At 72.4% G+C, this 22,654-nt stretch carries 21 protein-coding genes; 18 read left to right on the top strand and 3 right to left on the bottom strand.

What is annotated here, in order from left to right; all coding sequences use genetic code 11:
* The first annotated feature begins 215 nt into the window (after positions 1–215).
* The 3 genes from AC07FK_RS08540 to hemW all read left to right on the top strand — a co-directional run bounded on the left by AC07FK_RS08540 (position 216) and on the right by hemW (position 5,519).
* Entirely contained in the window at positions 216–2,105 is a 1,890-nt protein-coding gene (locus AC07FK_RS08540; RefSeq protein ID WP_479103701.1) for an AMP-dependent synthetase/ligase, read from the top strand.
* 182 nt (positions 2,106–2,287) lie between these two features.
* The gene (locus tag AC07FK_RS08535) at positions 2,288–4,264 is read left to right on the top strand and encodes a SpoIIE family protein phosphatase (RefSeq protein WP_479103700.1); all 1,977 of its coding nucleotides are present in this window, start codon (positions 2,288–2,290) and stop codon (positions 4,262–4,264) included.
* 22 nt (positions 4,265–4,286) lie between these two features.
* Complete coding sequence (hemW, locus tag AC07FK_RS08530; protein ID WP_479103698.1) at positions 4,287–5,519, top strand: radical SAM family heme chaperone HemW; 1,233 nt, start codon at positions 4,287–4,289, stop codon at positions 5,517–5,519.
* 97 nt (positions 5,520–5,616) lie between these two features.
* Here hemW and AC07FK_RS08525 read toward each other — a convergent pair whose 3' ends face one another.
* Together AC07FK_RS08525 and AC07FK_RS08520 are read right to left on the bottom strand one after the other, a co-directional pair.
* Complete coding sequence (locus tag AC07FK_RS08525; RefSeq protein WP_479103697.1) at positions 5,617–6,447, bottom strand: DUF3097 domain-containing protein; 831 nt, start codon at positions 6,445–6,447, stop codon at positions 5,617–5,619.
* 27 nt (positions 6,448–6,474) lie between these two features.
* On the bottom strand, positions 6,475–7,206 hold the full coding sequence (locus tag AC07FK_RS08520; RefSeq protein WP_479103695.1) for an MBL fold metallo-hydrolase: 732 nt from the start codon (positions 7,204–7,206) through the stop codon (positions 6,475–6,477).
* A 185-nt stretch (positions 7,207–7,391) separates the two neighbouring features.
* Between AC07FK_RS08520 and hrcA the strand changes: the two genes are divergently transcribed.
* From hrcA to AC07FK_RS08455, 13 genes are all read left to right on the top strand, one after another.
* Positions 7,392–8,408: a heat-inducible transcriptional repressor HrcA gene (hrcA, locus tag AC07FK_RS08515; protein WP_479103694.1), complete on the top strand. Its 1,017-nt coding sequence runs from the start codon at positions 7,392–7,394 to the stop codon at positions 8,406–8,408.
* Positions 8,409–9,542 carry a molecular chaperone DnaJ gene (gene dnaJ, locus AC07FK_RS08510; RefSeq protein ID WP_479103692.1) on the top strand — a complete coding sequence of 378 codons (1,134 nt, stop codon included), beginning with the start codon at positions 8,409–8,411 and terminating at the stop codon, positions 9,540–9,542. It begins immediately after the preceding gene.
* A 67-nt stretch (positions 9,543–9,609) separates the two neighbouring features.
* Complete coding sequence (locus AC07FK_RS08505; RefSeq protein WP_479103691.1) at positions 9,610–10,692, top strand: nitronate monooxygenase; 1,083 nt, start codon at positions 9,610–9,612, stop codon at positions 10,690–10,692.
* Positions 10,689–11,432: a 16S rRNA (uracil(1498)-N(3))-methyltransferase gene (locus AC07FK_RS08500; protein WP_479103689.1), complete on the top strand. Its 744-nt coding sequence runs from the start codon at positions 10,689–10,691 to the stop codon at positions 11,430–11,432. The genes AC07FK_RS08505 and AC07FK_RS08500 overlap by 4 nt, the downstream gene beginning before the upstream one ends.
* A gap of 92 nt (positions 11,433–11,524) precedes the next feature.
* Entirely contained in the window at positions 11,525–11,884 is a 360-nt protein-coding gene (locus AC07FK_RS08495) for a histidine triad nucleotide-binding protein (RefSeq protein WP_479103688.1), read from the top strand.
* Positions 11,885–11,893: 9 nt separating this feature from the next.
* Positions 11,894–12,811 carry a ribonuclease Z gene (locus AC07FK_RS08490; protein ID WP_479103686.1) on the top strand — a complete coding sequence of 306 codons (918 nt, stop codon included), beginning with the start codon at positions 11,894–11,896 and terminating at the stop codon, positions 12,809–12,811.
* A gap of 42 nt (positions 12,812–12,853) precedes the next feature.
* On the top strand, positions 12,854–13,843 hold the full coding sequence (locus tag AC07FK_RS08485) for an adenosine deaminase (RefSeq protein ID WP_479103684.1): 990 nt from the start codon (positions 12,854–12,856) through the stop codon (positions 13,841–13,843).
* 94 nt (positions 13,844–13,937) lie between these two features.
* Positions 13,938–15,239, top strand: coding sequence for a glucarate dehydratase family protein (locus tag AC07FK_RS08480; RefSeq protein ID WP_479103683.1), 1,302 nt, complete (start codon positions 13,938–13,940; stop codon positions 15,237–15,239).
* A 146-nt stretch (positions 15,240–15,385) separates the two neighbouring features.
* Positions 15,386–16,489 (top strand): carbohydrate kinase family protein, encoded by a 1,104-nt coding sequence (locus AC07FK_RS08475; RefSeq protein ID WP_479103945.1) that lies wholly within the window; start codon positions 15,386–15,388, stop codon positions 16,487–16,489.
* A gap of 140 nt (positions 16,490–16,629) precedes the next feature.
* Positions 16,630–17,643 carry a PhoH family protein gene (locus tag AC07FK_RS08470; RefSeq protein WP_479103682.1) on the top strand — a complete coding sequence of 338 codons (1,014 nt, stop codon included), beginning with the start codon at positions 16,630–16,632 and terminating at the stop codon, positions 17,641–17,643.
* A gap of 27 nt (positions 17,644–17,670) precedes the next feature.
* Complete coding sequence (gene ybeY / locus AC07FK_RS08465; RefSeq protein ID WP_479103681.1) at positions 17,671–18,168, top strand: rRNA maturation RNase YbeY; 498 nt, start codon at positions 17,671–17,673, stop codon at positions 18,166–18,168.
* Positions 18,165–19,448 carry a hemolysin family protein gene (locus tag AC07FK_RS08460; RefSeq protein ID WP_479103679.1) on the top strand — a complete coding sequence of 428 codons (1,284 nt, stop codon included), beginning with the start codon at positions 18,165–18,167 and terminating at the stop codon, positions 19,446–19,448. The genes ybeY and AC07FK_RS08460 overlap by 4 nt, the downstream gene beginning before the upstream one ends.
* Positions 19,445–19,801 carry an MmcQ/YjbR family DNA-binding protein gene (locus tag AC07FK_RS08455; protein ID WP_479103678.1) on the top strand — a complete coding sequence of 119 codons (357 nt, stop codon included), beginning with the start codon at positions 19,445–19,447 and terminating at the stop codon, positions 19,799–19,801. Before AC07FK_RS08460 ends, AC07FK_RS08455 begins: the two co-directional genes overlap by 4 nt.
* An 8-nt stretch (positions 19,802–19,809) precedes the next feature.
* Here the strand turns inward: AC07FK_RS08455 and AC07FK_RS08450 are convergent, their stop codons facing one another.
* Positions 19,810–21,237 (bottom strand): MFS transporter, encoded by a 1,428-nt coding sequence (locus AC07FK_RS08450; RefSeq protein ID WP_479103677.1) that lies wholly within the window; start codon positions 21,235–21,237, stop codon positions 19,810–19,812.
* 156 nt (positions 21,238–21,393) lie between these two features.
* On the opposite strand from AC07FK_RS08450, the gene AC07FK_RS08445 reads away from it, so the two are divergent.
* Together AC07FK_RS08445 and AC07FK_RS08440 are read left to right on the top strand one after the other, a co-directional pair.
* Positions 21,394–22,215, top strand: coding sequence for a helix-turn-helix transcriptional regulator (locus tag AC07FK_RS08445; RefSeq protein WP_479103943.1), 822 nt, complete (start codon positions 21,394–21,396; stop codon positions 22,213–22,215).
* A gap of 27 nt (positions 22,216–22,242) precedes the next feature.
* Positions 22,243–22,605: a cytidine deaminase gene (locus AC07FK_RS08440; protein ID WP_479103676.1), complete on the top strand. Its 363-nt coding sequence runs from the start codon at positions 22,243–22,245 to the stop codon at positions 22,603–22,605.
* Positions 22,606–22,654: the final 49 nt, after the last annotated feature.

Raw genomic sequence — 22,654 nt, 5'->3', positions numbered from 1 at the left:
TCGAACAGCACACGAAAGCGTCCTCCGTACTCACGGACGGGCGCTTTCGTGTGTGAGGGAACAGGAGTGATCAGCGGTTCCGTTCCGTTATGAAGCCGCGCGCCGCAGCCTCTTACGCACCGGCCCCTCGCGCTTTACTCTGATCACCACTCGAAGGTTACTCGCCAGTTAAATACCAGCCAGTCGTGCAGCATGCCGCAGGCCCGGAGGACGTCGTGAGCGACACACAGACCTTGATCGAGAACCGGCCGCCGTCGGTAGCCGCCCTCTTCATTGAGCGCGTGGCTGCCACGCCCGATGCCGAGGCCTACCGATACCCCGTGCCGGCCGCCTCCGGGCAGGGAGCCGACGCCTGGAAGTCGCTGAGCTGGGGACAGGCGGCCGAACGGGTGTACTCCGTCGCCGCCGGTCTGATCGACCTCGGCGTGCAGCCCGAGGAGCGGGTCGCGCTCGCCTCCAACACCCGGGTCGAGTGGATCCTCGCGGACCTGGGCGTGATGTGCGCCGGCGCGGCCACCACCACGGTCTACCCGTCGACCAACGCGGAGGAGTCCGCGTACATCCTGGCCGACTCCGAGAGCCGGGTGCTGATCGCCGAGGACGCCTCCCAGCTCGCCAAGGCGCGCGAGCGCCGGGCCGACCTGCCGAACCTCGCCCACGTCGTCGTCATCGACGCCACGGGCGTCGAGCGGGCCGAGGACGACCCGGAGGGCTGGGTCCTCACGCTCGCCGAACTGGAGAAGCGCGGGGCGGCGTACCTGGAGAAGCACCCGCAGGCGGTCACCGAGCGGGTGGAGGCCATCACGGCCGAACAGCTCGCGACGCTCATCTACACCTCGGGCACCACGGGCCGCCCCAAGGGCGTACGGCTGCCGCACGACTGCTGGTCGTACATGGCGAAGGCCACGGTGGCCACCGGCCTGATCAGCACCACGGACGTGCAGTACCTCTGGCTGCCCCTCGCCCACGTCTTCGGCAAGGTGCTCACCTCCGGGCAGATCGAGGCCGGTCACGTCACCGCAGTCGACGGCCGGGTCGACAAGATCATCGAGAACCTGCCGGTGGTCCAGCCGACGTACATGGCCGCCGTGCCCCGCATCTTCGAGAAGGTCTACAACGGCGTCGCCGCCAAGGCGCGGGCCGGCGGCGGCGCGAAGTACAAGATCTTCCAGTGGGCCGCCGAGGTCGCCCGCGAGTACGCCAAGGTCACCCAGGACAACTTCCGCCGCACGGGCACCGCCTCCGCGCCCTTCGGCCTGACCGCCAGGCACAAGGTGGCCGACAAGCTCGTGTACGCCAAGATCCGCGACGCGTTCGGCGGCCGGCTGCGCGCCTGCGTCTCCGGCTCGGCCGCGCTCGCGCCGGACATCGGCTTCTTCTTCTCCGGCGCCGGCATCCACATCCTGGAGGGCTACGGGCTCACCGAGTCCAGCGCCGCCTCCTTCGTCAACCCCGGCGAGGCGTACCGCACCGGCACGGTCGGCAAGCCGCTCCCCGGCACCGAGGTGCGCATCGCGGACGACGGCGAGATCCTGCTGCGCGGCCCCGGCATCATGCAGGGCTACCACCAGCTGCCCGAGAAGACCGCCGAGGTCCTGGAGCCCGACGGCTGGCTGCACACCGGGGACATCGGGGAGCTGTCCGTCGACGGCTACCTGCGCATCACGGACCGCAAGAAGGACCTGATCAAGACGTCGGGCGGCAAGTACATCGCGCCGGCCGAGGTCGAGGGCCGGTTCAAGGCGGTGTGTCCGTTCGTCTCGAACATCCTGGTGCACGGCGCGGACCGCAACTTCTGCACCGCGCTGATCGCCCTCGACGAGCCGACGATCCTCGGCTGGGCCAAGGACAACGGCCTGGAGGGCAAGTCGTACGCCGAGGTCGTCGCGTCCCAGCGGACCGAGGAACTCATCGAGGGCTACGTGAAGCGGCTCAACGAGGGGCTCCAGCGCTGGCAGACCATCAAGAAGTTCCGGCTCCTGCCGCGCGACCTGGACATCGAGCACGGCGAGCTGACGCCGAGCCTCAAGCTCAAGCGCCCGGTCGTGGAGCGCGAGTACAAGAACCTCATCGAGGAGATGTACGCCGGATCGCGCGAGGCGTAGTGGCGCACGGGGGACGCGCGGGCGCGGCCGGGGAACGGTCCCGCCCGCGCGGCTCTCCGGCCCCCCGTCACCCAGACTCGTTACGGCCACTTCGGTGACTCCGTGCTTATGTGCGGCGTCCGTCTGTCACTCTGTTCCATGTCGCCAGCGGCGTGAGCAGAGAACCGACGGGGAGCCGCACTGTGGGGTCCATTCCGAGGCAGCGGAAGACTACGTACCGCCCGACGCACCTGCCGACCGGGCTGCCCGATCCGCACGCGGCGGCCTGGACCAGCCTGCCCGGGAATTCCCTCGCGCCGGCCGCCGCGCGGCGCTTCGTCCGCGCCGCGCTGGCCGAGTGGACCGGGCTCGGCCTGCCGGCCGCCGAGGGCTTCACCGGCCGGGTCGCGGACGACGCGGTGATACTCGTCAACGAGCTGGTGACCAACGCCGTCGTCCACGCGGGCACGAACGTCGAGCTGGTCTGCCACCTGGAGGAGGCGACGGAGGACGACCCGGCGGCCCTGGTCGTCGAGGTCTCCGACCACCACCCCGCCCGCGTCGTACGGAACGAACCCGGCGGGTCGCCCGCGGCCGGCGGCCAGGAGTTCGGGCGCGGTCTGCACATCGTCGCGGCCCTCTCGGCGTGCTGGGGCGTCACCTACCGCAGCGGTCTCAAGACCGTCTGGGCCCGGATCGCCATCGAGGGCGTACCGCCTGCCGTGTCCGGCGGGCCGGCCGACAGCCCCGAGCAGGCGCTGCAGCGCGGGCTGAGGGCCGCCGAGATCCTCGCGCCCGTGCCCCGGCGGTCCGCGCGCGAGTACGACAGCGACTGGATCAACCGGGGCGCGCTGTCCTTCCTGGCCGAGGCGTCCGACCTGCTGACCGGGCAGTTCGACGAGGACATGATCGCGGCGCTGGCCGCGCAGCTCCTCGTGCCGAGGCTCGCGGACTGGTGCGCGGTGTGGCTGGAGGAGGAGGGCGGCGCGCCGCGCCTGTCCCGCGTCTGGCACCAGCGCGAGTCCAGCATCGAGGAACTGCGCAGACACGTCGAGAAGGAGCCGCCGCCCGCGCTGCCGGAGTCCGCGCGCGGCGGACCGGTGCCCGTGCCGTGGCCGGGCCTGGCCGGTCCGGAGGCCGCCGAGGGCGGTGACGCCGGTGACGGCGGTCCCGGCGGGGACGGTGCGGCGGTCGCGTACCGGCTGATCGCCGGCGGGCGCGGGCTCGGGACTCTGATGCTGGGACGGGCGGCGCTGGAGCGGATGCCCGACGAGGTGACCGGCCTGATCGAGGACTTCGTACGCCGGGTCGCGCTGGCGGTCGCGGCCGCCCGCCAGTACACGCGCCAGGCCACCATCAGCCACGTCCTGCAGCGGGCGCTCCTGCCCGGCCAGATGGCCGACATCCCGGGCGTGGCGCGGGCCCTCGTCTACGAGCCGCGCGGGCAGGGCGTCGCGGGCGGCGACTTCTACGACGTCTTCCCCGGGGTGAAGGGCAGCTGGTCGTTCTCGCTCGGCGACGTCCAGGGCAACGGCCCCGAGGCCGCGGTCGTCACCGGCCTCGTCCGCCCGTGGCTGCGGCTGCTCGCGCGCGAGGGACGGTCGGTCGGCGAGGTGCTGGGCCGGCTCAACGGGCTGCTGCTCGACGACGCGGTGGAGGCGGCGGAGGCGACGGCACGGATGGCGGTGGCCTCGGCGGGCGCTCCCGTGGCGCCGGGCGCCGCGCTGCTGGGCCCCCTGCGCGACGCGGCGCCGCAGCCGCGCTTCCTCTCGCTCCTGTACGGCGAACTGGTGCCGCTCGCGCCCGAGGACGGCGGCGGGGCGCGCTGCACGCTCGCCTGCGCCGGGCATCCGCTGCCGCTGGTGCTGCGGCCCGACGGGAGCGTACGGCCGGCGGCGGCCTCCCAGGTGCTGCTCGGCGTCGTCGACGACGTGAGTTACGAGAGCGAGACCTTCCTCCTGGCGCCCGGCGACACCCTGCTGTGCGTCACCGACGGCGTCACGGAGCGGCGCTCCGGGCGGCGCATGTTCGACGACGCGGACGGGCTGGCGGCGGCGCTCGGGCGGTGCGTGGGGCTGAGCGCGCAGGGGGTCGCGGAGCGGATCATGCGCGAGGTGCACGACTTCTCGCCGACGCCGCCCGACGACGACGTGGCGCTGCTCGTCCTCCAGGCGACGTGAGCGGAGCTGTGACAATGGGGTCATGCCTTCAGTTCTGCCCGACGGTGAGCCCATGCCCCACGACGGGGCGCTGCCCGCGCACGCCCTGGCCGGCGCGGCGGAGCGGCCGCTCGGCTTCTACCTGCACGTTCCGTACTGCGCGACCCGCTGCGGCTACTGCGACTTCAACACCTACACGGCGACCGAGCTGCGCGGTTCGGGCGGCGCGCTGGCCTCGCGCGACAACTACGCGGACACGCTGGTGGAGGAGGTACGCCTGGCCCGCAAGGTCCTCGGCGACGACCCGCGCCCGGTGCGGACGGTCTTCGTGGGCGGCGGTACGCCGACGCTGCTGGCGGCGGGTGACCTCGTACGGATGCTGGGGGCGATCCGCGACGAGTTCGGCCTCGCGGACGACGCGGAGGTCACGACGGAGGCCAACCCCGAGTCGGTGAATCCGCGGTACCTGGCGGAGCTGCGGGAGGGCGGCTTCAACCGCGTCTCCTTCGGGATGCAGAGCGCGAAGCAGCACGTGCTGAAGATCCTGGACCGCACGCACACGCCCGGGCGGCCGGAGGCGTGTGTCGCGGAGGCGCGGGCGGCGGGCTTCGCGCACGTGAACCTCGACCTCATCTACGGCACGCCGGGCGAGTCCGACGCGGACTGGCAGGCGTCGCTGGACGCGGCGATCGGGGCGGGCCCCGACCACGTGAGCGCGTACGCGCTGATCGTGGAGGAAGGGACGCAGCTGGCGCGGCGGATCCGGCGGGGCGAGGTCCCGATGACCGACGACGACGTGCACGCGGACCGGTACCTGATGACGGAGTCCGCGCTGTCCGCCGCCGGGTTCGAGTGGTACGAGGTGTCGAACTGGGCCACGTCCGACGCGGCGCGGTGCCTGCACAACGAGCTGTACTGGCGCGGGGCGGACTGGTGGGGCGCGGGCCCCGGCGCGCACAGCCACGTGGGCGGCGTGCGGTGGTGGAACGTCAAGCACCCGGGCGCGTACGCCCAGGCCCTGGGGGACGGGCGCTCGCCGGGGGCCGGCCGCGAGGTGCTTCCGGCGGAGGACCGGCGCGTGGAGCGCATCCTGCTGGAGCTGCGGCTGCGGGAGGGCGCGCCCCTGTCCTTGCTGCTGCCCGCGGGCCGGGCGGCGGCGGACCGGGCATTGCGGGACGGCCTGCTCGACGCCGGGCCGTACGCGGACGGGCGGGCGGTGCTCACGCTGAAGGGCCGCCTGCTGGCGGACGCGGTGGTGCGGGACCTGGTGGACTGATCACCCCCCGAGTGAACCGTCCTGATTCGGGTCCGGCACCGCGCTCCAGCACGACGACGTCGGGCTGAAACGTCGGATTTCCCGACGCTGCCCAAGATCAGGCGTCACCGTCGGCCGTAACGAAATCGATCAGCTCCTCGACCCGCCCCAGCAGCGCCGGCTCCAGGTCGCGGTACGAGTGGACCGAGCCCAGGATCCGCTGCCACGCCGCCCCCGTGTTCTCCGGCCAGCCCAGCCCCCGGCACACGCCCGTCTTCCAGTCCTGCCCCCGTGGCACCTTCGGCCAGGCGGCGATGCCCACCGCCGACGGCTTCACCGCCTCCCACACGTCGATGTACGGGTGGCCGACCACCAGGACGTTCGCGTCCGTGACCTGGCCGGCGATGCGGGACTCCTTCGAGCCCGGGACCAGGTGGTCGACCAGGACGCCCAGACGCGCGTCCGGGGCCGGACCGAACTCCGCGACGATCGCGGGCAGGTCGTCGATGCCCTCCAGGTACTCCACGACCACGCCCTCGATGCGCAGGTCGTGGCCCCACACCCGCTCGACCAGTTCCGCGTCGTGGCGCCCCTCGACGTAGATCCGCCCGGCCCGCGCCACCCGCGCCCGCGCCCCCGGAACGGCCACCGAGCCCGACGCCGTACGGGCCGGACGCGACGCGGCGGCGGCCGACGGGCGCACCAGGGTGACGACGCGGCCCTCCAGCAGGAAGCCGCGCGGTTCCATCGGGAACACCCGGTGCTTGCCGAAGCGGTCCTCCAGGGTCACCACCGGGCCCTGCGCCGTCTTCTCGCACCGGACCACGGCACCGCAGAAACCGGTGCCGACCTCCTCCACCACCAGGTCGGCCTCGGCGGCCACCTCGGGAACGGGAGCGGTCTTCTTCCAGGGCGGGGTGAGATCCGGCCCGTACTGTCGGCTGCGCATTGGGCCGACGATAGTACCGACCCCAGTTCAGGACGCGCCGAATCGCTCCGCCAGCGCGTCACGCTGCGCCCGCACGTACGCCGCGTCCACGACCGCCCCGTGCCCCGGCACGTACGCCGCGTTCTCGCCGCCCAGCGCGAGCAGCCGGTCCAGGGCCGCCGGCCAGCGGGCCGGGTGGGCGTCGGAGCCGGCCTGGGGGGTGCCGGACTCCTCGACCAGGTCGCCGCAGAAGACCACCTCCGGGCTCCCGGGCACCAGTACCGCCAGGTCGTGGCCGCTGTGCCCGGGGCCGACGTTGGCGAGCAGCACCTGGCGGCCGCCGCCCAGGTCCAGCGTCCACTCGCCGCACACCAGGTGGTGCGGCGCCACCAGTACGTCCGTCGCCTCAGCCGCCGCGCCCCGTTCGACGCCGTGCCGCACGGCGTCGTCCCGCAGCTCGTCCCGCTCGCGGCGCAGCAGCTCGTCCACGCCGACCGCCCCGTAGACCTGGGCGCCCGCGAACGCCGCCGTACCGAGCACGTGGTCGAAATGGGGGTGGGTGAGCGCGATATGCGTCACTCTCCGGCCGGGGCCGAGGAGCCGCTGCGCCTGGGTCCGCAGCTCCACGCCCTCCCGCAGAGTCGCTCCCGTGTCGATCATCAGCGCCCGGCCGTCGCCCCCGGCGACCAGGCCCACCGTCGCGTCCCAGACGGGCATGCGGCGTCGCCCCACGCCCTGCGCGAGCCGCTCCCAGCCCGCCTCTTCCCAACTGACGTCCATACCGCGACGCTAGTGCCATCACCGGGGACCTCGCCCGCTGAACAGCGCCGTCGCGCGACAACGTGACCGGCTGCCCTTGCCCGCGGCGTACCTGCCCGCCGTACACTTGCCGGGGACTGCTGGCACTCGCCCGCAGCGAGTGCCAGGCGCAGGCCGAACGACCGATCAGCTGGAGGTGGTGCGAGATGCTCAGCGAACGCAGACTTGAGGTGCTGCGCGCCATCGTTCAGGACTACGTGGGTACCGAGGAGCCCGTGGGCTCCAAGGCGCTCACGGAGCGGCACAAGCTCGGCGTGTCTCCGGCCACCGTCCGCAACGACATGGCCGTCCTGGAGGACGAGGGCTTCATCGCCCAGCCGCACACGAGCGCCGGGCGCATCCCGACGGACAAGGGCTACCGGCTTTTCGTCGACAAGCTCGCGGGCGTCAAGCCCCTGTCGTCGCCCGAGCGCCGCGCCATCCAGAACTTCATGGACGGGGCGGTCGACCTCGACGACGTCGTGGCCCGTACGGTCCGGCTGCTCGCGCAGCTGACCCGGCAGGTCGCCGTCGTGCAGTACCCGTCGCTGACCCGGTCGACGGTCCGGCATGTGGAACTCCTCTCGCTGGCTCCCGCCCGCCTGATGCTCGTGCTCATCACGGACACCGGCCGGGTCGAGCAGCGCATGATCGACTGCCCCGCGCCCTTCGGCGAGACGTCCCTCGCGGACCTGCGCGCCCGGCTCAACAGCCGGGTCGTGGGCCGCCGCTTCGCGGACGTGCCGCAGCTGGTGCAGGACCTTCCCGAATCCTTCGAGTCGGAGGACCGGGGTACCGTGTCCACGGTGCTCTCCTCCCTCCTGGAGACTCTGGTCGAGGAGACCGAGGAGCGGCTGATGATCGGCGGCACCGCCAATCTCACCCGCTTCGGGCACGATTTCCCCCTCACCATCCGGCCGGTGCTGGAGGCGCTGGAGGAGCAGGTCGTGCTCCTCAAGCTGCTGGGTGAGGCAACGGACTCAGGCATGACCGTACGAATCGGGCACGAGAACGCCCACGAAGGGCTCAGCTCCACGTCCGTCGTCGCGGTCGGCTACGGTTCGGGCGACGAAGCAGTCGCCAAACTCGGCGTGGTCGGACCGACCCGCATGGACTACCCCGGAACGATGGGAGCGGTACGCGCAGTGGCACGTTACGTCGGACAGATCCTGGCGGAGTCGTAAGTGGCCACCGACTACTACGCCGTACTCGGCGTACGCCGCGACGCTTCCCAGGACGAGATCAAGAAGGCATTCCGGCGGCTGGCGCGCGAGCTCCACCCGGACGTGAATCCCGATCCCAAGACGCAGGAGCGTTTCAAGGAGATCAACGCCGCCTACGAGGTGTTGTCGGACCCGCAGAAGAAGCAGGTCTACGACCTCGGCGGCGACCCCCTCTCGCAGGCCGGCGGCGGAGCCGGCGGCTTCGGCCAGGGCGGCTTCGGCAACTTCTCCGACATCATGGACGCGTTCTTCGGCACGGCGTCGCAGCGCGGCCCGAGGTCGCGCACGCGGCGCGGCCAGGACGCGATGATCCGGCTGGAGATCGACCTCAACGAGGCGGCCTTCGGCACCACGAAGGACATCCAGGTCGACACGGCCGTCGTGTGCACCACGTGCTCGGGCGAGGGCGCCGCACCCGGCACCTCCGCCCAGACCTGTGACATGTGCCGCGGCCGCGGTGAGGTCTCGCAGGTCACGCGGTCCTTCCTGGGCCAGGTCATGACCTCGCGCCCCTGCCCGCAGTGCCAGGGCTTCGGCACGGTCGTACCGACCCCGTGCCCGGAGTGCGCGGGCGACGGGCGCGTGCGCTCGCGCCGGACGCTCACGGTCAAGATCCCGGCCGGTGTCGACAACGGGACCCGCATCCAGCTCGCGGGCGAGGGCGAGGTCGGCCCCGGCGGCGGCCCCGCCGGTGACCTGTACGTCGAGATCCACGAGCTGCCGCACGCGGTGTTCCAGCGGCGCGGCGACGACCTGCACTGCACGGTCACCATCCCGATGACGGCGGCCGCGCTGGGCACGAAGTGTCCGCTGGAGACGCTCGACGGGATCGAGGAGATCGACGTACGTCCGGGCACGCAGTCCGGTCAGTCGATCCCGCTGCACGGGCGCGGCGTCACGCACCTGCGCGGCGGCGGACGCGGCGACCTCATCGTGCACGTCGAGGTCCTGACCCCGTCGAAGCTGGACCCGCAGCAGGAGGACCTGATGCGCCAGCTCGCGAAGCTGCGCGGCGAGGAACGCCCCACGGGGCAGTTCCAGCCGGGGCAGCAGGGCTTGTTCTCGCGCCTGAAGGACGCGTTCAACGGGCGGTAGGCGCTTGCCTCCGCGGAGGCGGAAGCCTGGATTCGGCGCAGTGCGGAGGGCATGAAACGATGCGTTCATGTCCTCCGCACTGACCGATCTCTGCCGTTATCCGATCGTGCAGGCCCCCATGGCGGGCGGCGCCTCCAGTCCTCAGCTCGCCGCCGCCGTCTGCGATGCCGGCGGTCTCGGGTTCCTCGCCGCCGGTTACAAGACCGCGGACGGCATGTACGAGGAGATCAAGCAGCTGCGGGGTCTGACGAGCCGGCCGTTCGGCGTCAACCTCTTCATGCCGCAGCCGAGCCACGTCGACCCCGCCGCCGTCGAGGTCTACCGCCACCAGCTCGCCGGCGAGGCCGACTGGTACGACACCCCCCTCGGCGAACCCGACAACTGCGCCGACGACGGCTACGAAGCCAAGCTGGCCATCCTCATCGACGACCCGGTCCCCGTCGTCTCCTTCACCTTCGGCTGCCCCACCCGCCCGGTCCTCGACGCCTTCGCCAAGGCCGGCACCCTCACCGTCGTCACCGTGACCACGCCCGAGGAGGCCCAGGCCGCGCAGTGGACCGGCGCCGACGCGGTGTGCGTCCAGGGCGTCGAGGCGGGCGGCCACCAGGGAACGCACCGCGACGACCCCAAGAACGACGGCAGCGGCATCGGTCTGCTGTCCCTCGTCACGCAGGTCCGCGAGACCGTCCAGCTGCCGATCATCGCGGCGGGAGGGCTGATGCGCGGCGCGCAGATCGCCGCCGTACTCGCCCTGGGCGCGGACGCGGCGCAGCTCGGCACGGCGTTCCTGGTGTGCCCGGAGTCCGGCGCCAACGTCCTGCACAAGCAGGCCATGACCAATCCGCTGTTCGTCCGCACGGAGCTCACCCGGGCGTTCTCGGGACGCCCCGCACGCGGCCTCGTCAACCGCTTCATGCGCGAGCACGGCCCGTACGCCCCGGCCGCCTACCCGCAGGTGCACCACATCACCTCCGGCCTGCGCAAGGCCGCCGCCAAGGCGGGCGACGCGCAGGGCATGGCGCTGTGGGCCGGGCAGGGGCACCGGATGGCGCGCGAGATGCCGGCCGCGCAGCTGGTCGAGGTCCTGGCGGCCGAGACCGACGCGGCGCGCGCGACGCTGGATCTGCGGGGCGCGGGCGGTGCGGTGTGACCGCGCCGGTGTTCGTCGTCGACGCCGTACCGGCGAAGGGCCGGTTCGTACTCGAAGGCCCCGAGGGGCGGCACGCCGTCTCCGTGCGGCGGCTGCACGCGGGGGAGCACGTCGTCCTGACCGACGGGCGCGGTACGGGCGCGGCGGGGGTGGTGCTGGCGGCCGAGGGCAAGGACCGGCTCGTCGTCGACGTGACGGACGTGACCCTGGAGCCGGAACCGGCTCCCCGCATCACCGTCGTACAGGCGCTGCCCAAGGGCGACCGGGGCGAGGTGGCGGTCGAGACGATGACGGAGACCGGCGTCGACGCGATCGTGCCGTGGCAGGCGTCGCGCTGCATCACGCAGTGGCGCGGCGACCGGGGCGCGAAGTCCCTCGCGAAGTGGCGGGCGACGGCCCGGGAGGCGGGCAAGCAGTCGCGCAGGCTGCGCTTCCCCGAGGTCGCGGACGCGCTGACGACGAAGCAGGTGGGCGCGCTCCTGGCCACGGCCGACTTCGCGGCCGTCCTGCACGAGGACGCGTCGGTGGGCAGTGGGGCGCTCGCCACCGCCGAGCTGCCGGAGACGGGTTCCCTCGTGCTGGTGGTCGGTCCCGAAGGGGGCGTGTCCCCCGAGGAGTTGGCGCTCTTCGCCCAGGCGGGGGCGAAGCCGTACCGGCTGGGCGGCAGCGTGCTGCGTACGTCGACGGCCGGCACGGCGGCGGCGGCGCTGCTGCTCGGGCGCACGGGCCGCTGGTCCTGACCGGCTCGGGAGTCGCGGGCCGCGGCACGGATAGCATGCGGCCATACTTGATCAGCACATCCTGATCAGCCGGAACCGAGGAGGCCAGGACCATGGCGGGTGAACCCCAGGCAGACTGCCTGTTCTGCAAGATCGTGGCGGGGGAGGTGCCGGCGACGATCGTCCGCGAGACGGAGACGACCGTGGCGTTCCGCGACATCAACCCCCAGGCGCCGACGCACGTCCTGGTCATCCCGAAGGCGCACCATCCCGACGCCGCCTCGCTGGCCGTCGCCGAGCCGCAGGTCCTCGCGGACGTCCTCGCCGAGACCGGCAGGGTCGCCGCCGACGAGAAGGCCGACGCCACCGGCTACCGCGTCGTCTTCAACACGGGGGCCGGAGCGGGCCAGACCGTCTTCCACGCGCACGCGCACGTACTCGGCGGACGCGGCCTCAACTGGCCGCCCGGATAGGACGTTTCCGTGTCCGCACGAGAACTCGTGGTCCTCGGCACCGCCAGCCAGGTCCCCACCCGGCACCGCAACCACAACGGCTACCTCCTGCGCTGGGACGGCGAGGGCATCCTCTTCGATCCCGGCGAGGGCACCCAGCGCCAGATGCTGCGCGCCGGTGTGGCCGCGCACGACATCAACCGGATCTGCGTCACCCACTTCCACGGTGACCACTCGCTCGGCCTCGCCGGAGTGATCCAGCGCATCAACCTCGACCGCGTCCCGCACCCCGTCACCGCCCACTACCCGGCGAGCGGGCAGCGCTTCTTCGACCGGCTGCGGTACGCCACGGCCTACCGCGAGACGGTCAGGCTGACCGAGGCGCCGGTCGCCGGCGACGGGCCGCTGGCGACCGGTCCCTCGTACGAGCTCGACGCCGTCCGGCTGTCGCACCCCGTCGAGTCGTACGGCTACCGGCTCACCGAGCCGGACGGGCGCCGCATGCTGCCCGAGCTGCTCGCCCGGCACGGCATCAAGGGCCCGGACGTCGGCCGCATCCAGCGCGAGGGGCGGCTCGGCGAGGTCACGCTCGACCAGGTCAGCGAGGAGCGGCGCGGGCAGCGGTTCGCGTTCGTCATGGACACCAGGCTCTGCGACGGCGTGCACGCCCTCGCCGAGGGCTGCGACATGCTCGTCATCGAGTCGACGTTCCTCGACGAGGACATGGCGCTCGCCGCCGAGCACGGTCATCTGACGGCCGGCCAGGCGGCGCGGGCGGCGCGCGACGCGGGCGTACGCCACCTGGTCCTCACCCACTTCTCGCAGCGCTACAACGACCCGGAGGTCTTCGAGCGGCAGGCCCGCGCGGCCGGATTCGACGGCGAGCTGACCGTCGCCGCCGACCTGCTGCGCGTGCCTCTCCCCAAGCGCCACCCCCTCAAGCCCTGAGCCACCGGCTCCCGTCCCCCCCACGCGATCGAGAAGACCTCCATGCACCTCCCCAAGGCCGAACTGCACCTCCACATCGAAGGAACCCTCGAACCGGAGCTGGCCTTCGAGCTCGCCGCCCGCAACGCCGTGGTGCTGCCGTACTCCACCACCGAGGAGCTCCGCCGCGCCTACCTCTTCGACGACCTCCAGTCCTTCCTCGACCTGTACTACGCGCTGATGGCGGTCCTGCGCACCGAGGACGACTTCGACCGGCTCGCCGACGCCTACCTGGCGCGGGCCGCCGCGCAGGGGGTGCGGCACGCCGAGATCTTCTTCGACCCGCAGGCGCACACGGCGCGCGGCGTGGACATCGGCACGGTCGTCGAAGGGCTCGCCCGCGCCCTGGACCGGAGCGAGGAGCGGCACGGGATCTCCACGCGGCTGATCATGTGCTTCCTGCGCGACCAGTCCGCCGAGTCCGCGATGGAGACGCTGGAGGCCGCCCGGCCGTACCTGCACCGCATCGCCGCCGTCGGCCTGGACTCGGCCGAGGTCGGACACCCGCCGTCGAAGTTCCGTGCGGTGTACGAGGCGGCCAGGGAGCTGGGGCTGCGCGCGGTCGCGCACGCGGGCGAGGAGGGCCCGCCGGCGTACATCTGGGAGGCGCTGGACGTCCTCGGCGTCGAGCGCGTCGACCACGGGCTGCGCTGCATGGAGGACCCGGAGCTCGTGGAGCGGCTCGTGCGCGACCGGGTGCCGCTGACGCTGTGCCCGCTGTCGAACGTACGGCTGCGGGCCGTCGACGTCCTGGAGGACCACCCCCTGCGCGCGATGATGGAGGCCGGGCTGCTGGTCACGGTGAACTCCGACGACCCCGCCTACTTCGGCGGATACGCCGGGGACAACTTCCACGCGGTGCGCGAGGCCCTCGGGCTGGGGCAGGAGCAGTTGCGCGAGCTGGCCCGCAACTCCTTCCGCGCGGCCTTCCTCGACCACGACGAGAAGCGCAGGGAGGCGTATCTCGCCGAGGTGGACGCGTACGTCTTCTGATCCGCCGGCGCCCGTACCGTTGACGCCCGCGCGGGCTCGTCCCTACGCTGCATTCCCCTACGTGGACGTCGTCTGCATACGGAGATGAGCTGTTGTGGCGGACCTGACCATCGCGGAAGTCCGGCTGACCCCCGTCCTCGTCTCCGACCCACCCCTCCTCAACGTCCAGGGCGTACACCAGCCGTACACCCCGCGCCTGGTCGTCGAGGTGATCACGGCGGACGGCGTCACCGGTGCGGGTGAGACGTACGGCGACACGAAGTACCTCGAACTGGCTCGCCCGTACGCCGAGCTCCTGACCGGCCACTCGGTCGCGGATCTGAACGGACTGGTCACGCTCGCGCAGCGGGTCGCCGTCGGCGCCGCGCGGGTGGACCACGCCGTCGACGTCAGCGGGCTGCGCGGCGCGCAGACGGCGGACAAACTGCGGCTGTCCGTCGTCTCCGTGTTCGAGGTGGCGTGCCTCGACGCGCTCGGCAAGGCGTACGGGCAGCCCGTGCACGCACTCCTCGGCGGCAAGGTGCGCGACCACGTCGAGTACAGCGCGTACCTCTTCTACCGCTGGGAACGGCACCCGGGCGGCGCGGGCGAGAGCGACGACTGGGGAGCCGCGCTGGATCCGGCGGGGATCGTGGCGCAGGCCCGGCGGTTCGTGCGGGAGCACGGCTTCCGCTCGTTCAAGCTCAAGGGCGGTGTCTTCCCGCCGGAGCAGGAGATCGCCGCCGTTCGGGCGCTCGCCGAGGCGTTTCCGGGGCAGCTCCTGCGGCTCGACCCCAACGGGGCCTGGACGCCGCGGACTTCCCTGAGGGTCGCGGGCGAGCTGGCGGGGGTGCTGGAGTACCTGGAGGACCCCGCGCCCGGGACCGCCGCGATGGCGCAGGTCTCCGCCGGCACGGACGTGCCGCTCGCCACCAACATGTGCGTGACGACCGTCCCCGAGATCCGCGAGGCGTTCCTCACCGACGCCGTGCAGGTCGTCCTGTCCGACCACCACTACTGGGGCGGACTGCGGGCCACCCGTGAACTGGCCGCCGTCTGCCGGGCGTTCGGCGTCGGCCTGTCCATGCACTCCAACACCCACCTGGGCATCAGCCTCGCCGCCATGACCCACGTCGCCGCGACCGTCCCGGGCCTCGACCACTCCTGCGACAGCCACTACCCCTGGCAGGCCGAGGACGTCATCACCCGGCGCCACACCTTCGCCGGCGGCCGTCTCGCCGTCTCCGACGCCCCCGGACTCGGCGTCGAGCTGGACCGCGACGCCCTGGAGCGGCTGCACGGCCGCTGGCTGGACGCGGACTCGTACGGCGCCCTGCGGGACCGCGACGACGCCGCGGCGATGCGCCGGGCGCCGGGGCACGAGACCTGGCAGGCGCCCGCGCTGCCGCGCTGGTGACGCCGGGGGCGGGCCGACGTCGTATCGCCGCGAGCTGCCACCGGCGCGTATCGGGCACACTGGCCTGAACCCGCACCACATCACGGGAGCGCACGGTGAGCACGGAGAGCAAGCACGCGGCGGCCACGACAGCGGCCACGGACGGCATCGAGCGGCAGCACGAGGCCACGGACCTCGACCCCCTGGACGGGCTGCGCGAACCCGATGGACCGTGCTGCGACGTGTTCCTCACCGGCACGGTCTTCCTCGACATCATCTTCACCGGCCTCGACAACGCCCCGGTGCGCGGCACCGAGTCCTGGGCCCGCGGCATGGGCTCCAGCCCCGGCGGCGTCGCCAACATGGCCACCGCCCTGGCCCGTCTCGGCCTGCGCACGTCGCTGGCCGCGGCCTTCGGCGACGACCACTACGGCGAGTACTGCTGGGACGCGCTCGCCGACGGCGAGGGCATCGACCTGAAGATGTCACGGACCGTCCCCGGCTGGCACTCGCCCGTCACCGTCTCCATGGCGTACGAGGGCGAGCGCACCATGGTCTCCCACGGCCACGAGGCCCCGCCGCCGGCCGGGCCCGGACCCTTCCCCGACTGCCCGCCCCGCGCGCGGGCCGCCATCGCCGCCCTCACGCCCGGCCGGACGGAGGAGTGGATCGCCTCCGCCGCCCGCCGCGGGGCGAAGATCTTCGCCGACGTGGGCTGGGACGACACGGGCCGCTGGGACCTGGCCGGCCTCACCGACCTGGCGCACTGCGAGGCGTTCCTGCCCAACGCCGAGGAGGCCATGCGCTACACCCGAACCGACTGCCCGCGCGCCGCCGCCCGCGCCCTGGCCGAGAAGGTCCCGGTCGCGGTCGTCACGCTGGGGGCCGAGGGCGCGTACGCCGTGGACGGCTCGACCGGGGAGACCGCCGAGGTGCCCGCCATCGCAGTGGAGGCGCTGGACCCGACCGGCGCGGGCGACGTCTTCGTGGCCGGTTTCGTCACCGGCACCCTCGCCGGCTGGCCGCTCGCCGACCGGCTGGCCTTCGCGGGACTGACCGCGGCCCTGTCGGTGCAGGAGTTCGGGGGATCGCTGTCGGCGCCCGGCTGGTCGGAGATCGCGGCCTGGTGGCAGCAGGTGCAGGCGGTCGACGGGCAGGACCCGCAGGCGCTGCGCCGGTACGCCTTCCTGGACGGGCTGCTGCCGACCGCGACCCGGGCGTGGCCGTTGCGCAGGGCGGTGCCGACGATCGGTTTCCGCAGGCCCGCGTGACCGGGCGGTGAGCCCGTGCCGGGGCCGGGTGCGAAAAGCCTTCGGCCTTGTCAGTGCACCGTCGTACGCTTGGACGCAAGAGGTTGTCGAGCAGCGAGAACCCTGCAACGGGAGGTACGTGCAGGCCACAGTGCCGGCCCATGACTCAGACACCCACACAGCCGCAGGCCCGCGCCCAGTTCACCGTGCCGGACACACACCCCATGGTGATGGTCCTGGGTTCCAGCGATTCCCTGTTGCGCGTGATCGAGAACGCCTTCCCCGACGTGGACATCCACGTCAGGGGGAACGAGGTCAGCGCGGTCGGTGACCCGACGGAGGTCGCCCTGATCCAGCGCCTGCTGGCCGAGATGATGCTGGTGCTCCGCACCGGACTGCCGATGACGGAGGACGCAGTGGAACGCTCGATCGCCATGCTCAGAGCGAACGGGAACGCCGGTGGCGCGGAAGCCGTCACCGAGACCCCGGCCGAGGTGCTCACGCAGAACATCCTCTCCAGCCGCGGTCGCACCATCCGCCCCAAGACGCTCAACCAGAAGCGGTACGTCGACGCCATCGACAAGCACACCATCGTCTTCGGCATCGGCCCCGCCGGTACGGGCAAGACCTACCTCGCCATGGCCAAGGCGGTCCAGGCCCTGCAGTCCAAGCAGGTCAACCGGATCATCCTGACCAGGCCCGCCGTCGAGGCGGGCGAGCGGCTGGGCTTCCTGCCCGGCACGCTCTACGAGAAGATCGACCCGTACCTGCGCCCGCTCTACGACGCCCTGCACGACATGCTCGACCCCGACTCGATCCCGCGCCTGATGGCCGCGGGCACGATCGAGGTGGCCCCGCTGGCGTACATGCGCGGCCGGACGCTCAACGACGCGTTCATCATCCTCGACGAGGCGCAGAACACCAGCGCCGAGCAGATGAAGATGTTCCTGACCAGGCTCGGCTTCGACTCGAAGATCGTCGTCACGGGCGACGTCACCCAGGTCGACCTGCCGGGCGGGACGAAGAGCGGTCTGCGCCAGGTCCAGGACATCCTGGACGACGTCCCCGACGTCCACTTCTCCCGGCTCACGTCCCAGGATGTCGTCCGGCACAAGCTGGTCGGCCGTATCGTCGACGCGTACCAGAAGTACGACGACAGCCAAAACGGGCTGTGACTTTGAAGCAGGGGTAGATCCAGCACCATGTCGATCGACGTCAACAACGAATCCGGCACCGAAGTCGACGAGCAGGCGATCCTCGACATCGCCCGTTACGCGCTCACCCGGATGCGGATCCACCCGCTCTCCGAACTGTCGGTGATCGTCGTGGACACGGCCGCCATGGAGCAGCTCCACATCCAGTGGATGGACCTCCCGGGACCGACGGATGTCATGTCCTTCCCGATGGACGAGCTGCGTCCGCCGAAGAAGGACGACGAGGAGCCCCCCCAGGGGCTCCTCGGTGACATCGTGCTCTGCCCCGAGGTCGCCCAGAAGCAGGGGGAGGAGGCGGACACGCGGCACTCCATGGACGAGGAACTCCAGCTCCTGACCGTCCACGGCGTGCTGCACCTGCTGGGCTACGACCACGAGGAGCCGGACGAGAAGGCCGAGATGTTCGGCCTCCAGGCGGCGATCGTCGACGGCTGGCGAGCGGAGAAGGGCCTGACCGGTCCGTCCCCCGCGCCGACCGTCTCATGACCGCCCAGCTGATCACCGGCGCCGTCCTGCTGGTCGTGGTCGCCTGGCTGGCCGCCTGCGCCGAGGCGGGCATCGCCCGCGTGTCCAGCTTCCGGGCCGCCGAGGCCGTACGGTCCGGCCGGCGCGGCAGCGCCAAGCTGGCGCAGGTCGCGTCCGACCCGGTCCGGTACCTGAACGTGGCCCTGCTGATGCGGGTGGCCTGCGAGATGGCCGCCGGCGTCCTGGTGACGTACGCCTGCCTGCGCGAGTTCGACGCGACCTGGGAGGCCCTGGCCGTGGCCATCGGCGTGATGGTCCTGGTCTCGTACGTCGCCGTCGGCGTCTCCCCGCGCACCATCGGCCGCCAGCACCCGCTCAACACGGCGACCGCGTCCGCGTACGTCCTGCTGCCGCTCGCCCGCGTCATGGGCCCCGTCCCGCAGCTGCTGATCCTCATCGGCAACGCGCTCACGCCCGGCAAGGGCTTCCGCAAGGGCCCCTTCGCCAGCGAGGCCGAGCTGCGCGCGATGGTCGACCTGGCCGAGCAGGAGTCACTGATCGAGGACGACGAGCGCCGCATGGTGCACTCCGTCTTCGAGCTCGGGGACACGCTGGTGCGCGAGGTCATGGTGCCCAGGACCGACCTGGTCTCCATCGAGCGCTTCAAGACGATCCGCCAGGCCCTCACCCTCGCCCTGCGCTCCGGCTTCTCCCGCATCCCGGTGACCGGCGAGAACGAGGACGACATCGTCGGCATCGTCTACCTCAAGGACCTGGTCAGGAAGACGCACATCAACCGCGAGTCCGAGTCCGACCTCGTCTCGACCGCGATGCGCCCCGCCGTCTTCGTCCCCGACACAAAGAACGCGGGCGACCTGCTGCGGGAGATGCAGCAGGAGCGCAACCACGTCGCCGTCGTCATCGACGAGTACGGCGGCACGGCCGGCATCGTCACCATCGAGGACATCCTCGAAGAGATCGTCGGAGAGATCACGGACGAGTACGACCGCGAACTGCCGCCCGTCGAGGAGCTGGACGACGGCTGCTACCGGGTGACCGCCCGGCTCGACATCGGCGACCTCGGCGAGCTCTTCGGCTTCGACGGGTTCGACGACGAGGACGTGGAAACGGTCGGCGGGCTGCTCGCCAAGGCGCTCGGCCGCGTGCCGATCGCCGGCGCGCACACGACGGTGGACCTCCCCGACGGGCGCGCGCTGCGCCTGACCGCGGAGTCCCCGGCCGGCCGCCGCAACAAGATCGTCACGGTGCTGGTGGAGCCGCAGAAGAAGGAGGAGGCATGACGCCGCAGGAGCTCAGGGCGTTCTGTCTGGAATTCAACGCCGCGACCGAGGAGTTCCCCTTCGGCCCCGAGACCTCGGTCTTCAAGGTCCTCGGGAAGCTCTTCGCGCTCAGCGCCCTGGACGCCGAGCCGCTCACCGTCAACCTCAAGTGCGAACCGGAGATCGCGGTGCGGCTCCGCGAGGAGCACGCGGAGATCGTCCCCGGCTGGCACATGAACAAGCGCCACTGGAACACGGTCACCGTCGACGGGCAGCTCCCGGACCGCGTGGTCCGGGAGCTGATCGAGGACTCGTACGACCTGGTCGTGGCCGGCCTCCCGAAGGCCGAGCGCCTGCGGCTCGACCGGGCCTGACACCGGCCTCAGACGCCGCGCCGGGTCCGCAGCCCCACACCCACCAGGACCGCCGCCGCGACCACGATCGCCGCGTCCACGGCCAGGACCGTGCGGACACCGTCGAAGAGCGAGCCGTGCGTCGTCGCCAGCACGCCCAGCATCGGGATGCCGACGGTGAGGCCGACCTGCTGGGTCGTGGTGACGAGCCCGGTCGCCAGGCCCTGCTCCTCGTCGGGGACGCCGGACGTGACGATCAGCCCGTACGAGATGATCGCGCCCAGGTGGCACATGCTCGCGAGCGATACGGCGGCGGTCGCCAGCAGAGCGCCCGTCTCGGTGCCGACGGCGAGCAGGACGGCCACGAGCACGCCCTGGCCGAGCAGCGAGCCCACGAGCGTGCGGCGGGCGCCGAAGCGGCCGATGACCCGGGGGGCGAACGTGCCGGCCACGACGGACAGCGCGCCCTGGAAGCCGAAGACGAGGCCGGTCCGGAAGGCGGAGAGCTCCAGCACCTCCTGGAGGTAGAGGGTGAGAACGAAGACGACCGTGCTCATCATCGAGAACGTCACCAGCCCGCCAACATTGCCCCAGGCCACGGTCCGGCGGCGCAGCATCGGCAGCGAGACGAGCGGCGCGGCGGCATGGGACTCGACGTACCAGAAGGCGGCGAGAAGGAGGACGCCCGAGACCAGCGTGACCCGGACGTCGGCGCCGCCGAACCCGTGCTCCGCCGCCGTCGACAGGGCGTAGATCAGTGCCAGCAGGCCGCCCGTGACGGTGACCGCGCCGGGCAGGTCGAGGCGCGGGCGCCCGGGGTGGCGGGACTCCGTCAGCAGACCCGGCGCGAGAACGAGGACGAGCACGGAGGCGACAGCCAGCAGGCCCATCGTCGAGCGCCAGCCGAGGGTGTCGGTCATGACGCCGCCGAGCACCATGCCGACGGTGAACCCGAGCGAGAGCAGCGTGCCGCTGATGCCCAGCGCCCGGTCGCGCTGCGGGCCCTCGGGGAACGTGGTGGTCAGCAGCGACATGCCGGTCGGCACGATGGCGGCGGCGCCCAGCCCTTGGAGCGCCCGCCCGGCCAGGAAGGAGGCCGGGTCCCAGGCGAAGGTGGCGAGGAGGGAGGCGGCGCCGAAGACGGCGAGGCCCGCGAGGAACAGCCTGCGCCGCCCGAACAGGTCGGCGGCCCGCCCGAAGAGCAGCAGGAATCCGCCGGAGGGCAGTGCGAAGGCGGTGACCGCCCACTGCAGCGCGGACCGGCTCATGCCGAGGTCCTCGCCGAGGACGGGCAGCGCGACGTTCAGTACGGAGAAGTCGAGGGCCACCATGAACTGGGCGGCGCAGAGCACGAAGAGGACCAGCCTGGCGCGGGCGGAGAGCTTCACGGGGACCGGCGCCGGTGCGGACGCCGGCGTGGTCACCGGCGTGGTCGGGGTGGAGGTGTCTGTGGGCATGCCCGCCACCCTGCGGCCGTCGGAACAACCGTGGGGAGCGGGAACTTATCCTGTTGCTGCCACCACCAGGCAGCGGGACAGGGGGAGTACGTGGAGCGCTTGGCCGCACCGGTCGATCTCAAAGCTCACCGTCTGGGCGAACTGCGCGAGTTCCTGATGAGCAGACGCGCCCGGGTCAGCCCGGCGGAAGCCGGACTGCCGGACGGCGGAGGCAGGCGGCGTACGCCCGGACTGCGCCGGGAGGAGGTGGCCGTCCTCGCGGGCGTCGGCGTCTCCTGGTACCAGTGGCTGGAGCAGGGCCGGGACATCACCGTCTCGCCGCAGGTGCTCGACTCGGTGGGCCGGGTGCTGCGGCTGAGCAGCGCGGAGCGCCGTCACCTGTACGTCCTGGCCGGGCTCAACCCGCCCGCGCCGGAGGTCGATCCGCGGTACGCCGACATGTGCGAGGGTCTGCGCCGGCTGATCGACGCGTGGATGCCGTACCCCGCGCACATCATGGACGCGTACTGGAACACGGTCGTCCACAACGACGCGGCCGGCGCGGTGCTGGGCATGCGGCCCGGGATCACTCAGAACTGCCTGGTCGCCTTCTTCACCGACCCCGTCTACCGCTCGCGGGCGAAGAGCTGGGAGCAGAACGCGGCGAACGTCGTCGCGCAGTACCGGGCCGCGTGCTCGGAGCGGCCGGACGACGAGGGCTTCCGCGCGGTCGTCGACGAGGTCACCGAACTCTCGCCCGAGTTCGCCGAGCTGTGGCGGCGGCGGGACATCGCGCCGGGCGGCCAGGTCCGCAAGGAGATGGAACACCCGGTGGTCGGCACGCTCGTCGTGGAGTCGACGCAGCTGCGCGTGCCGGCCCGTCCCGACCTGGCGATCGTGCTGCACACGGCGCTCCCGGAGGCGGACACGGCGGCGAAGCTGGAGTGGCTCGCCTCGCCGGAGGGGCGGCGCGGCTCGATGTACCCGGTCGCGGGCTGAGCGGTGCCCGCTCCCTATGCTCGGGGCATGACTGAGACCACGCCGAGCACCGAACTCGACCCCGAGGACCGCAAGATCATCACGCTGGCGCGCAGCGCGCGGGCGCGCAACGGGGTGCCGGAGGGAGCGGCCGTACGGGACGAGACGGGCCGTACGTACGTCGCCGGGACCGTCGCGCTCGACTCCCTGCGGCTGAGCGCACTGCGCACCGCGGTGGCGATGGCCGTCGCGAGCGGCGCGACGTCGCTGGAGGCGGCGGCGGTCGTGACCGACGCGGAAGGCGCCTCGGAGGAGGACCGCGCGGCGGTGCGCGACCTGGGCGGGGCGGCGACGCCGGTGCTCGTCGCGGGGCCGGACGGGGTGCTGCGGGCCAGCGTCACGGCGGGCTGACGCCAAGGCCGGCGCGGCCGGGCGTGAGCCCCCGCCGCACGGGGGCGCC

This window comes from Streptomyces sp. NPDC046122, from assembly GCF_056429965.1.
The sequence above is the reverse complement of the archived record's forward strand: the minus strand, read 5'-3'. Positions and strand labels throughout refer to the sequence as shown.

Coding starts and splice junctions, on each gene's coding strand:
- AC07FK_RS08470 (WP_479103682.1), top strand. CDS start 16,630: ATGACTCAGACACCCACACAGCCGCAGGCCCGCGCCCAGTTCACCGTG.
- AC07FK_RS08520 (WP_479103695.1), bottom strand. CDS start 7,206: ATGGACGTCAGTTGGGAAGAGGCGGGCTGGGAGCGGCTCGCGCAGGGC.
- AC07FK_RS08525 (WP_479103697.1), bottom strand. CDS start 6,447: ATGCGCAGCCGACAGTACGGGCCGGATCTCACCCCGCCCTGGAAGAAG.
- AC07FK_RS08485 (WP_479103684.1), top strand. CDS start 12,854: ATGCACCTCCCCAAGGCCGAACTGCACCTCCACATCGAAGGAACCCTC.
- AC07FK_RS08495 (WP_479103688.1), top strand. CDS start 11,525: ATGGCGGGTGAACCCCAGGCAGACTGCCTGTTCTGCAAGATCGTGGCG.
- ybeY (WP_479103681.1), top strand. CDS start 17,671: ATGTCGATCGACGTCAACAACGAATCCGGCACCGAAGTCGACGAGCAG.
- AC07FK_RS08505 (WP_479103691.1), top strand. CDS start 9,610: ATGTCCTCCGCACTGACCGATCTCTGCCGTTATCCGATCGTGCAGGCC.
- AC07FK_RS08455 (WP_479103678.1), top strand. CDS start 19,445: ATGACGCCGCAGGAGCTCAGGGCGTTCTGTCTGGAATTCAACGCCGCG.
- AC07FK_RS08440 (WP_479103676.1), top strand. CDS start 22,243: ATGACTGAGACCACGCCGAGCACCGAACTCGACCCCGAGGACCGCAAG.
- AC07FK_RS08450 (WP_479103677.1), bottom strand. CDS start 21,237: ATGCCCACAGACACCTCCACCCCGACCACGCCGGTGACCACGCCGGCG.
- hrcA (WP_479103694.1), top strand. CDS start 7,392: ATGCTCAGCGAACGCAGACTTGAGGTGCTGCGCGCCATCGTTCAGGAC.
- AC07FK_RS08460 (WP_479103679.1), top strand. CDS start 18,165: ATGACCGCCCAGCTGATCACCGGCGCCGTCCTGCTGGTCGTGGTCGCC.
- AC07FK_RS08445 (WP_479103943.1), top strand. CDS start 21,394: ATGAGCAGACGCGCCCGGGTCAGCCCGGCGGAAGCCGGACTGCCGGAC.
- hemW (WP_479103698.1), top strand. CDS start 4,287: ATGCCTTCAGTTCTGCCCGACGGTGAGCCCATGCCCCACGACGGGGCG.